The organism is Rhizobiaceae bacterium (assembly GCA_023953845.1).
In the GTDB taxonomy this organism is placed as follows: Bacteria; Pseudomonadota; Alphaproteobacteria; order Rhizobiales; family Rhizobiaceae; genus Arvimicrobium.
Window position 1 is genome coordinate 1989462 of record JAMLJC010000001.1, and the last position, 12334, is coordinate 2001795.

At 64.6% G+C, this 12334-nt stretch carries 8 protein-coding genes; 6 read left to right on the forward strand and 2 right to left on the reverse strand.

What is annotated here, in order from left to right; translation table 11 throughout:
- The first annotated feature begins 2 nt into the window (after positions 1–2).
- The 6 genes from M9955_09780 to amrB all read left to right on the forward strand — a co-directional run bounded on the left by M9955_09780 (position 3) and on the right by amrB (position 9002).
- Entirely contained in the window at positions 3–632 is a 630-nt protein-coding gene (locus tag M9955_09780) for a LysE family translocator (protein ID MCO5081931.1), read from the forward strand.
- A 120-nt stretch (positions 633–752) separates the two neighbouring features.
- A complete protein-coding gene (locus M9955_09785) occupies positions 753–2954 on the forward strand; it encodes a caspase family protein (protein MCO5081932.1) in 2202 nt (733 codons plus the stop codon).
- 115 nt (positions 2955–3069) lie between these two features.
- On the forward strand, positions 3070–3438 hold the full coding sequence (locus M9955_09790) for a hypothetical protein (GenBank protein MCO5081933.1): 369 nt from the start codon (positions 3070–3072) through the stop codon (positions 3436–3438).
- Positions 3435–4181 carry a hypothetical protein gene (locus M9955_09795; protein MCO5081934.1) on the forward strand — a complete coding sequence of 249 codons (747 nt, stop codon included), beginning with the start codon at positions 3435–3437 and terminating at the stop codon, positions 4179–4181. The genes M9955_09790 and M9955_09795 overlap by 4 nt, the downstream gene beginning before the upstream one ends.
- A gap of 61 nt (positions 4182–4242) precedes the next feature.
- Entirely contained in the window at positions 4243–7215 is a 2973-nt protein-coding gene (locus M9955_09800) for a caspase family protein (protein ID MCO5081935.1), read from the forward strand.
- Between the two features lie 143 nt (positions 7216–7358).
- A complete protein-coding gene (amrB, locus tag M9955_09805; protein MCO5081936.1) occupies positions 7359–9002 on the forward strand; it encodes an AmmeMemoRadiSam system protein B in 1644 nt (547 codons plus the stop codon).
- A gap of 9 nt (positions 9003–9011) precedes the next feature.
- On the opposite strand, the gene M9955_09810 is transcribed toward amrB, so the two are convergent.
- On the reverse strand, positions 9012–10811 hold the full coding sequence (locus M9955_09810; protein MCO5081937.1) for a hypothetical protein: 1800 nt from the start codon (positions 10809–10811) through the stop codon (positions 9012–9014).
- A 131-nt stretch (positions 10812–10942) separates the two neighbouring features.
- Positions 10943–12025, reverse strand: coding sequence for a serine protease (locus M9955_09815; GenBank protein MCO5081938.1), 1083 nt, complete (start codon positions 12023–12025; stop codon positions 10943–10945).
- Positions 12026–12334 lie beyond the last annotated feature (309 nt).

Consider the following 12334-nt stretch of genomic DNA (forward strand, 5'->3'; position numbering starts at 1 on the left):
TCTTGCCGGACGTCCTGCCGTTTTCGCTCGCAACCGCGCTGTCATTCGCGCTGGCGTCCCTGCTGATCGAGCTGACGCCGGGTCCCAACATGACCTATCTGGCGCTGGTGGCGGCCAGCCGCGGCCGTCGCGTCGGCTTCATGACCGTGCTCGGCGTGGCGGCCGGTCTTGCCGTCGTCGGGCTGATCGCGGCGATCGGCGTTGCCGAGATCGTGCAGGCCTCCGCCCTGCTTTACGAGGCGCTGCGGTGGGCGGGCGTGCTTTTCATGCTCTATCTCGCCTGGGAGGGCTGGACCGGCGGCGGCGACGTCTCGTCCAGGACGACCGGCGAGGATGGCCGGTACTTTCGCAGGGGCCTTATCACCAACCTGCTCAATCCCAAGGCGGCGGTGTTCTACGTCGCGATCCTGCCGACCTTCATCGAGCCCGATCGGGCGCTCTTGCCCCAGACCGTCTTTCTGTCGGGAATCTATGTCGCGGTGGCGACGCTGGTGCACGCGATGATCGTGGTTCTCGCGGGCACGCTGGCGCCTGTTCTGAACGATCCCCGGCGCGAACGCCCTGTGCGGCGTGTCCTGTCGGCCTTGCTGGCGCTCGTCGCGATCTGGTTTGCGATATCCACCGCGCGCTGATGCGGCGCGCCGGCGGTCGCCGCGCTTTCACGAAGTTTCGATGCAGGCTTTGCCACATTCCAAAATACTGCCAAAATCTGGAGTGACGTAAACGGCAGGTCGGGCTTGGGAGAACTGAAAATGCTGAAGAATGTCTGGCGTCGCGGCCTGCTCGCCGCAACTGCGATGGGCGTCGTGGCGCTCGGCATGACCGCCGGCGCGGCCGAGGCCAGGACCAACCGCGCGCTGCTGGTGGCCGTAACCGCCTATCCGAACCTGCCGAAGAAGAACTGGCTCGTCGGTCCCAATCACGACGCCGAACTGGTGCGCGAATACCTGACCACCAACAGCCAGATGCCGTTCGACGCGAAGAACGTCACGGTGCTGGCGGACGGCGTCGAGGGCGCGAAGGAGAGCCCGACGCATGCCGCCATCCTTGCCAGCCTGAAGGCCCTCGCCGATGAGGCGCAGCCCGGCGATTTCGTGTACATGCATTTCTCCGGCCACGGCTCGCAGCAGCCGGAACTCGTACCCGGCAAGGAGACCGACGGCCTCGACGAGATCTTCCTGCCGGCCGACACCGATCTCTGGAAGGATCGCGACAAGGGCGTGCCGAACGCGCTGATGGACGACGAGTTCGGCGATGCGCTCGATGCGATCCGCGCCAAGGGGGCTTTCGTCTGGTTCGTCATCGACGCCTGCCATTCCGGCACCGCGACGCGCGACATCACCGCCGAAGGTCCCGAAACGAAGGATCGCGAGTTGAAACCAAGGGACTTGGAGATCCCTTCGGAGGTGATCGAGGCGGCCGTCAATGCTGCCTCCGCCACGCGCGGTGTCGGCGAGCAGACGCGCGAGAGCGCGATCAGGCTGACGGACGCGGCCGAGCCGCAGGGAGCAACACCGCTGAAGGGCGGGCTTGTCGCTTTCTTCGCCGCGCAGACCACCGAGACGACACCGGAGCGGCCCATGCCGCGCGGGCAGGAGGGCGCCAACTCCTATGGCGTCTTCACCTACACGCTGTTCCAGCGGCTGGCCGAAAACCCGAACATGACCTACCGCCAGCTCGCCCAGGCGATCCTCCAGCAATATGCCGCCGACAGCCAGACCAAGCCGACGCCGCTGTTCGAGGGCGACCTCGACGCGCGTGTCTTCGGCACCGAGAAGATCGACACGGTCATGCAATGGCCCGTCAAGATGAAGGGCGGCCAGGTCGAACTTGGCGCCGGCCTGCTGCATCGTCTCGCGCCGGGCACGAAGCTGGCCATCCTGCCGTCGCCGACCTCGGAGATGAAGGAGGCGCTGGGTTATCTCGAGGTCAGCACTGCGAAGAACCTGACCAGCGAGGCGAAGCCTGTCGCCTTCGACGGCAAGCCGGCGCTCGAAATGTCGGCGATCCCGCCGCAGGCCTATGCGCGGCTTTCCGAACTCGCCGTCAGCTTCCAGCTCAAGGTCGCGCGGCCGCCGGCCAACGAGGCGCTTTCCGGGGAAGTGGCGCTGGTCAATGCCGCCCTCGACGAACTGGCCGCCAATCCGGAGAAGCGCTTCAATATCCAGCTCGTGGATGCGGGCGCGGATGCCGACCTGCGCCTCGCCGTGCTCCGCGAGAACGAGGTGGAGGAAGCGACCGCCGACGCCACCGCCAATCCGGCGCTCTGGTTCCTGCCGCCCTCCGGCAAGATAGCCGCCAATGACGGCAGTAAGCCCCCTCTGGTGGCGATCGATCTGGCCAATCCGAAGAAGCTTTCGGATGCGACGGCGGTGAACCTGCAGAAGATTTTCCGCGCCACGAGCCTTGCCCGGCTCTCGGTCGCGTCCGACTACAAGCCGGATCAGGTCAGCGTGAACTTCCTGATCAAGCGCGAGAACAAGGACGGCATGGAGCCCATGGACGGGTCCGCCGTGCCCTACGTCAATCCGGGCGACCAGATACACATCCTCGCCGAGAACAAGTCGGCGAAGCGTGTCGACATCAACGTGCTCTATATCGGCAGCGACTATTCGATCACGCACATCACCGCGCAGAGGCTGGAATCCGGCAGCAAGCTGGAGGAGGGCCTGCTCGCCTTCACCGACGAAAGCTTCGGGCTGGAGCGCATGGTGGCGGTGCTGACGGAAGCGCCGGCCGGCAGCGAGACGGAAGACCTGAGCTTCCTCGAACAGGGCAAGGTTCCGTCGGCGACGCGCGCGGCGGGCCAGCCTTCCGCTTTCTCGTCCATGCTCGGCCAGATCGCCGAGGTGCCTTCGACGCGCGGCGCGGCCGCCTTCAAGGTCAATGACGGCGGCGGACCCAAGGGCGGAGTCATGATCTTCGGCGTGGAGACGCAGCCGCGCGCCGAATAGGCCGGCGGCTGCGGCCTCTGCTCACGCTTCGCGCTTGCGAAGCCGATACCTTTATGAAATCAGTCTCGCTGGCTCGAAATGTCCGGCTACAGCGGCGAGACATGGAGATTGCAGGATGAAATCTTTCCACAGCCTCTGCGGCGCGCTCATGGTGGGTCTGTTCACGGTGCCTGCCGCGACCGCGCAATGCGCGCTCTGCGACACCGAGGTTGTCATCAATTCCGAACTGGCGTCATGTTTCCTGTCTGAATTTCCGCAACTCGCCGAACGCAATGGTGCGGCCGTGGCCGTCGACCTCAGCACCTGCGGCACGTCGCGCGGCGTCGTCGAGGCGCTGCCGTCGCCCAATCTGGGCTCCGAGGAGCCTGACACCCAGTTCATGCTGTCGCACAGCCAGTTGACATGCCTGAAGCAGAAGCTCGAAGACCCTGACCTCGTGCTCGATCCGTCGGCGAAGATCGAGCTCAAGGATTGCGGGCAATGAGCAATGTGGAAATACCGAGCGTGGACCTTGCACAGGCTGTGCAGGCCACTGCCACCCCGAAGGTTCCGAAACCGCGCAAGGGGAAGCCGGAATTCGATGATCCGCCGCCCGTACCCCTCGCGGACGGAGGAGAGGGCGTGAAACCCGACTCCTCGCCCTTCGGCAGCAGCGACTTCCGCGTCGTCATCTATGCCTATGTTGGCTTCGCCCTGCGCATCCTTCTCGTCTTCGGCGCCGTGTTCTCGGTCGTCCAGTATCTGCAGCAGCGGGCGGAGGCGCGCGTCAACCGCACGCTGGACCTCGTGGAGATGTGGGAGCGCTCGGAGTACCAGTCGGCGCAGAAGGCGCTGAAGGACCGCCTCGTCGCCGCGAATGCGCAGAACCAGAGCCTGCTCGGCGCCAATCCGACCGAGGCCGAGAGCCGGATCTATTTCTCGCGCCTCGGACGTCTCCTGCTTACCGACGCAGGTGGCGAAATGCCCTTGCACGAGTTCCAGGACCATTTCGACCGGGTGGTCTATTTCCTCAACCGCATCTCCTCCTGCGTCACCAACAATATCTGCGACCGCGATGTGGCGAACGACTATTTCCTCGACTACGCTAGGTCGTTCTGGTCCTACTTTTCGGGCTATGCGGCGGAGGTGCGCGCAAGCGGCTCGCCGAACTTCGCCAACCCGATAGAGGAATACGTGACCAGCGAAGCGGAGAACGCTCCCGCACCTGCGCCGGCTGCCGCGAAATAGGGCGCCCGCACTCGAAGAGGTCCCGGCTATGCGCGCCTTGGCAGATTGGACAGGATCGATCGTGGCCGCCTTGGTCGGCGGGCTTCTGTTCGCCAGTCTCGCGCGCGCCGCCGATCAGGCGGATTTCAGGCTCGACCTCGACACCGGCGGCCATCGCGCCTTCGTCCGCGATCTCGACTTCACCTCCGACGGCCGGCTGCTCGTCTCCGCATCCGACGACAAGGCGATCCGCGTCTGGGACGTCGCTACCGGCACGACGCTTCGTACCTTGCGCGGCTATATGGGCGACGGCAATGACGGCAAGGTTTTCGCCGTCGCCGTTTCGCCCGACGACAGGATCGTGGCCGCGGGCGGTTATTTCGGCGCGGGCATAAACAAGCCGCCCTACGGCGACGTGCGCCTTTTCGACATCGGCACCGGCAAGATTGCGGCCGTGCTCACCGGGGCGGAGCAATCGGTGTTCGACCTCGCCTATGCGCCGGACGGCAATGAGATCGCGGCAGGCAGCGGCGACGGTTTCGTCTACATATGGGCGAAGGACGGTGAGGCGTGGGCGCCGAAAACGCGCCTCGACGCCGATGCCCGGCGGGTCAACAATGTCGTCTATGCGCTGGGCGGCGAGCGTATCGTCGCCACGACGATGGACAATGGCGTGCGCCTCTGGAACCGCGCCGATGGCAACGAGATCGACCTGCCGGACGCCGAGCCCCTGCGTGACACGGGCGTCATGGCGCTGACCGTCTCGGCGGACGGCGCGCGCTTCGCGACGGGGGACAGCGAGGGCAATTTGCTCGTCTTTGCGGCGGAAGACGGCCGCCTTGTCGCTACCCTGCCGAAGCAGCCCTTCCGCATCGGGTCGCTCACCTTCGCCGGAGAAAGGCTGATCGCCTCCTGCGGCTACCAGTGTACCGACAAATACCGAACCGTCGTCTTCGGCGCCGACGGCGGGCCGGAACGCGAATATCGCGGCCACGACAACACGGTCTATGCCAGCACGACCTCGCCGGACGGCGCGACCGTCGTCACTGCCGGCGGCCTGCGCCACGCGATCCAGCTTTGGGACCCCGCCACCGGCGAGACGAAGCGCGTCATGCAGGGCGCCGGCGCGCCGGTCATGTCGGTCGGCATCGACGTGAAGGCGGGCATCGTCGGGTGGGGTCTCGAAAACCCCTGTCCGGACCGCATCGCCTGTCCGGACGTCATGGGCAGGCTGGAGCGCTCGATGCTCTTGCCGAAGGACGGCGTGTTCTTCGAGCATCCGCAGGCGAGCCCGGGCGATACCGCCGGCTTCCGCCGCGCACGTCACGAACAGGCCGGTCGCGCCTTGCGCGCCGTGCTCGGCGGCAGCGAGGAGCTTGAGAACGGTCGGCTGGAGATCCTCGACAATGGCGCCGTTTCCAACGCCGTCGACAATGACGAGACGAACGGCTTCCTGCACGCCGCCTTCACCCTGCTGGACAAGGGCGCGCGCCTTATCACCGGCGGCAGCGACGGCACGCTGATCGAATACGACACGGCGACCGCGAAATATCTCGGCGAGTTCAAGAACGGCCACACCGGCGAGGTGAACGCGCTCGCCGTGTCGGAAGAACTCGGCCTGATGGTGACGGGCAGCGCCGACCAGACCCTGAAACTGTGGAACCTGAAGACGCGCGAACTGATCGTCAGCATGTTTTTTGCCGGCGACGAATGGATCGTCTGGCTACCGCAGGGCTACTATTATTCGTCCGACGACGGCGACAAGTTCATCGGCTGGCATGTCAACGACACGCGTCGCACGGAAGGCCGCTTTGTCTACAGCGACCAGTTGAAGCGCTTCCTCTTCTCGCCGGAAATCGTCCGCCGCGCCATCATCCTGAAAAGCGCCGCGCAGGCGATCAGGGAATTGCGGCCCGGCGCCGACAATGAATTGCAGCGCATCCTCCAGCAGCGCCCGCCGGAATTCGACATACGCGTCGCCGAGGATCAGACCGGCGTGCCGGACGGCTTCGTCGCCATCGAGATCACCGGCGAGGATGCTGCCGCCGCTGCGGCGGAATATTCCGTGCTGTCGAACAGCATCAAGGTCGGCGATTTCGCCTCGCGCGACATAGGCGGCGAGCCGGGCAGGCGGATCGTTCAGGTGCCCTTGGTCGAAGGCACGAACGTCGTCAAGATCACCGGCAGCGACGAGGCGGGCTATCTCATCGAACGCAGCATCGTCGCGCTCGGCAAGAAGGTCGAGAAGGCGGCGCGGAAGGGCAAGCTCTATGTCGCCGTGATCGGCGTCGAGGCCTATCCGAACCTGCCCACGGCCTGCAACGGCCGCTCCTGCGACCTGCGCTTTTCGGTGGACGACGCGTCGGAGCTGCTGCGCGCCGTCGCCGACAAGATGTCGCCGATGGCGACCGGGATGGAGGCGCTGGTATTGGTCAACCGCGACTCGCTGGCCAAGAATCCGGATCAGGCGGAGGCGGTCGGCAGACTGGCTGCGGCCGACCGCATCATGGAGCCGGATTCCGACACGATAGAGGACGAGCTTGCCGATTTCCTCGACAAGCCGACGGCGGACGACCGCACCATCGTCTTCGTCGCCGGCCATGGCATCAACGTCGATGAGGATTATTACTTCGTGCCGACCGACGCGCGGCAGGAGAACGGCAACTGGCGCCGCTCATCGCTGGTCGAATGGTCGGACATCCAGCGCTCGCTGGAACGCGCCAAGGGCCTGCGTGTGCTGATGCTGGACACCTGTCACGCCGCCAACGCCTTCAATCCGGGTCTGGAAAAGGAGTCGGCCGATTCCGAGCTGGTCGTCTATTCGGCCACCGCCGCCAACAGCACCGCCGCCGAAGTCGCCGACCTGAAGCACGGCGTCTTCACCTATGCGGTGATCCAGGGCCTGCGCGGCAAGGCAAACCTGTTCGGCGACGGCGTCTATCTGCTCGGCCTCGGCGAGTATGTCTCGCATGAGGTCACGCGTCTCACGAACCAGAAGCAGACGCCGTTCTTCCGCCTCAACAACATCGCCAACGCGCTCATCGCGCTGCCGTGACGGGTCCCGGATTGCGATTGGGGTGCATGTCTTCCGAGCGAGCGGGTCAAAAGCCTTCCGGGTTTGTGTTCTGGCACGTACCCCCACCCGCAGACAACCGGACTATCTTTCGCTGTCTTGTTCTCTTCTTCCTTCTGCTGGCGATGGCAGCAGTCGCCATCGCCGCGCCGGCCTGTCCTCCTGATGGTGAGCGCTATCCGCTTTTCGGCGAGGACGCGGCGGTCTTCGCCGATGGAATAGCGAAAGTCGAAGCTTACGAATCCGTCGACACGCGCCTCACCGGTATCGTCGTGCCGCATCATCTGCTGGCGGACGAACTGGTGGCGCTGGGTTTCCGCGCCGCCTCCGGCTTCCGCTACAGGCGCATCGTGATCCTGTCGCCGGATCATTTTCGTCAGACCCGAAAAATGTTCGCAACGAGCGCGACCGGCTTTGAGACACCCTATGGCAAAGTCGATGCGGACCGTGACGCGGTGGCGGCGCTGCTTGCCCATGGCGACCTGATCGAGGACTCCTGCCTGTTCGCGAAGGAGCACGGCGTGCAGGCGCTTCTCCCCTTCGTGCGCGAGTACTTTCCCGAGGCGAAAATCGTGCCGGTCGCAATGTCGATTCGCTCGAAGCGCGCGGACTGGGACAGGCTCATCGAGGCGCTTTTGCCTCTCATCGACGACGAGACGCTGGTGGTGGAGTCCACGGACTTTTCGCATTACCTGCCGCAGCATGAGGCGCGTCGTTTCGACCAGCAGACGCTGAACGTCATCGCCGCCGGCAATCCCGACCAGATCGCGGCGCTACGCCAGCCGCAACATGCGGATTCGGTCGGCGCGCTCTATGTCCAGAATGCGTTGCAGAAGCGTCGTTTCGGCGCGTCGCCGCTTGTCCTCGCCAATGAAAGCTCCAACGCCTTCAGCAGTGAGGAAATGGCTGAGACGACAAGCTATAACGTCGTGCTGTTCGCGCCACCGGGCGAGAAATTCGATGCTGCGGCCTATGGCGGAAGCAAGGTCTATTATCTTGCCGGCGACACGAATTTCGGCCGCGCCATGAAACTGGCCCTGCTCGATCCCGACGCGGCGGAGCGGGTCCGCGACGCAGTGCTGGCGCTGACAAAAGGCCGGCCGCTTGTCGTCAATCTCGAAGGCGTCATCCTCCCCAACGTGCCGGAATCTCTGGACGACCTGACGCTCGCCATGCCGGAGGACCTGACGATCCGATGGCTGAAGGGCCTCAATGTCGTGGCCGTCAGCCTCGCCAACAACCACGCCAGCGATCTCGGTGAGAGCGGGCTGGCGGAAACGAAACGCGCGCTGGATGTTGCCGGCATTCGCCACTTCGGACAAGGCGAGACGCTGAAACTGCCCGGCCTGGACATCGTCGGTCTGACCGATCTCGACTCCAACGGGCTTTACCAGACGAAGCTGCTAACCCCCGCCTTGCTCGATGCGCTGAAGGGCGAGAGCGATTCTGTCCCGCTGCTGGCGATGGTGCATTGGGGGCGGGAGTATGTGACGGAACCGTCCGCGCGCGAACGCGAACTCGCGGAGGAATTGCGGCTGCGCGGCGCGACGGCGATCATCGGCGGCCATTCGCATGTCGCGAACGGCGGCCCCGTGGCGCTGGCTGGGGGCGAGGCGACGATGGTTTATTCGCTTGGCAACTTCCTGTTCGACCAGACGGCGGCCAAGGCTTCCGGTCAACTGGTGGAGGTTCGCGTCTTCCCGCAGGGCACGCTGTTCGTCAGGACGCTGCCCTTGCCGAATCTCTTCGACCTCGCGCGCAAGCGCTGAGCCTTTCCGTCAGCAGCCGCTTGCGGAAGGCGGCAGGTAGCACTGCGCCGGTTCCATCGCCGACTGGAAGCCAGAAGGTTTTGGCCGGAAGAAATAGAAGCGGATCGGCTTGCTTTGCCGCTCGCTGCCGTCGGCGAAGCGCGCCGAGACGCTGAACTCGTGGTAGGAGGTCATGTCGGCCCGCATCTTCAGGAACGCCTGATAGTCCTTGACGTTCTTGTTGCCGCGCACCGGCATCTCGATCGAATAGCCGCTCTGGTTCACCGGGAAATGCACGTCCTGATAACGCGGCGCGTCCGGCGCGCCGCCGAACCCGTCGCCGCATTCGGCAGCCTCTTCCGGCAGCTCGATCGTGGCCAGCGCGATGTCTACGCGGAATTGCTCGGACTGGTGATAGCTGTTGCCGAAATCGTCCGCCCAGTCATAGTCGATCTTGCCCGTCGCTGTTGTGAAGAGCTTGTCCTCACCCCAGACGTAGTCCGCTATCTCGCCGAAGCCGACCGAATTGAAAAGCTGGCTGCGGCAGACGCCAAGACTGTCTCGTGACTGACAGGAGAATCGCTCCGAGGCGAGCTTGGCCGTATTGACGCCTGCCTGCTTCAGCACATCCTCTATCGATATGTCGGTGCCGTCTCCGAAATCGTCGACCTTCACTGGAAATGCCTGCGACGCGCCGCCTTCATCCGGCGTCTCGCCGGTGAACTGTACCGAGAGCTGGACATTCCTGGGGTCGCCCCAGCCATGGTTCTTGAGCGAGAATGAGGGGCGGAAGCCGACGCAGCCGATATGGTTCGCCAATGTCAGCATCGGCTTACGATAGGCGACGCTGTCCTTGACCTTGAGTTCAAGTCCATCGAGCTTCACCCGGCTCTTGTCGGCGGTGTGCAGGTCGACCGCGACGAAGGCCGGCACGTTTTCCCAGTCGATGCCCGTGACGAAATATTCGTTGGTGGAGACCTCGCCGTCGCCGCGCCAGGCTTTGTTCATATCCTCGTCTTCGGGATAAAGCTCGATCGCCTCCTCGCCTATGAATTGCGTGTAGCGCATGTCGGATTCCTGCGTCATGCGCTGATCTATCTGAATGCCGATCTCGACCTTGCCCGCGTCGCCGCCGCCGGACTGCGCCTTGAGCAGGCCACCCAGCGTCGCATCGGCGACCATGTTGCGGCGGTTGCCGAGTTCGACACCCATTGTCCATTCTGACTCATAGCTGGTGCCGCCGGGCAGCGTCGTGCGGCCATGCCCGTGCCGCTTTCCGCTGGCGAAGCTGCCGACATAGATTTCGCCGGTCCGCAGCGTCAGCCGTCCCTCGCCGGATGGAATGCCGGCACGGAATGCGCCCTCATAACGGCTGCCGTCAGCGGCGATGCGGCTGCCGGTTCCTTCCAGAATGCCGTCCCTGAACGTCCCCTCCAGTATCTCGCCGGAGCGTTCCTCCAGCCGGCCCTGTCCGTGCGGGCGGCCGTTCAGCAATTCGCCGTCATAGGTTCGGTAGATGGCTTTCGGATCGTAGCTCGCGGAACCGCGAATGCGCCACGTCACCTTGCCCTTGCCGGAGATCGTGCCGTCCGCGGCGAGGCTTGACAGGCCGTCAGAGGCGGGTTCCCAGATGAATTCAAGGTTCCTGGAGGGCTCCGGGTCCCAGACGCGCACGGTCTTGCGCGACACGGAGTTGGTCGCGCGGTCGTGGACGACCTGCACGCGCTCGGCCCATGCGCCGTTCGCCTCACTCGCGAAGGCCGAGCCATATCCAGCGCCCGCCAGCATAGCGAGCAGCGATGCCGTGCCGACCACTTTCCATAAACGCATGGGACCGCCCCCGGAGCCGCGCTACCTCGATCACGGCAAGGTAACGGGGGCCGGTAGCGGTCGCAAGACCTATTGGACGAAGACCGGGGGCGAACTCCCGGTCATGTCGGAAGGCGCGGGTTCTCAGCCGATCACTTGTTGAGGCTGTCGATCCACGCGGTATTGGCCGTCGTGAGGCGCACCGCCTGATTCATGATCTGCGGGCTGGAGGCGACGTTCACGCCGACGATGACGCGCTGCTTGGCGCCCGTGTCGTAGGCGTAGACGGCGCTGCCGCTCGAACCCGGCACCACGTCGCAATCATAGGAGAACACGTCGTCATAGACGCGCTCGGCCAGCACGTCGCAGCGCGTCCGCCACATGGTGAACTGCGGCTTGTCGCTCTGGTAGCCGGCGATGTTCGCCTCGAAATTCGCGAGGTCGGGATAGGGATAGTAGCCGAGCCATCCCAGCGCGTCGCCTATCGGGTCCTTGAGCGTGATGATCGACAGGTCCGAGGGGATGATGTTGCCGTCATACTGGCCCTTGTAGTTGTCGATATAGCCCTGGTTCACATAGACCGTGTCGTAGGAATAGGCGCCGAATGGCGCCTCTTCTGGCCCGGCAAGACCGGGCACGAAGGTGATCTCGTCGACGAAGCCGCCCTTGGTGTGGTCGTAGACGCAATGGGCGGCGGTGAGCACGGTGCGCGGCCCGATCAGCGTGCCGGTGCACATGCCGTATTCGCCCTTCTGGTTCTTCATCTCCAGATAGCCGATCACATTGTAGGGATAGACCTTAGTGTTCTTCACCTGGACGCGGTCGTCATTGCCGAAGACCTGACGGTTGGCGTCCTCGGCCTTGGTCAGCGGATCGACCGTGTCGCCTTCGATGCTGCCCCGGTCGGCCGGCGCAAGCTGGCCCTTGATGGCCTTTCGGACATTTTCGCTCGGCTCGATGCGGATTTCCTTGCCGTCCGACGACTTGCCCACGGCCGTGAACGAATCGACCGCGGTGTCCGGGTCGAGTTCGAGCCCGCGTGTGGATTCGGCCGCCGGCAAGGGCGGAACCGGCTTGGCGTCCCGGAACTGGAATTCCGTGCCTGACGGCAGGGCGCGCGAGGTTTCGCCGCTGCCTTCGCTGCCGGCGGAGAAATCCGCCGCCATGGACGGGGCCGCCCACAGCCCGGCCGAAAGGAGCGCGGCAAGCGCCAGGGTGGATGTCATGTTCTTCATTTGAGACTCTCCCAAAGTCACTGATGAGCGCAACACTATCCCGAAATTTGTCCGGATCGTGGAGCCACGAAAAGAACTGGATTTCGCCGGAATCCCGCCTGCCCGCGCGCACCGCCCGCAGTCTCGCGCCAACTCTGACATTGCGACAGCGTCGCGCGTGTGACAACCGCAAACTGGCGCGGCGGGCGACGGCTCTCCGACGATCTCCAACGAAGCCCGACGCGTCTCAGACGAAGCATGCCGCAACGGAAGACCGCGCCCCAAAATATCCTAGATCGGTTGGGAGAAAGCGCTTTCGCCGGAGCCGCG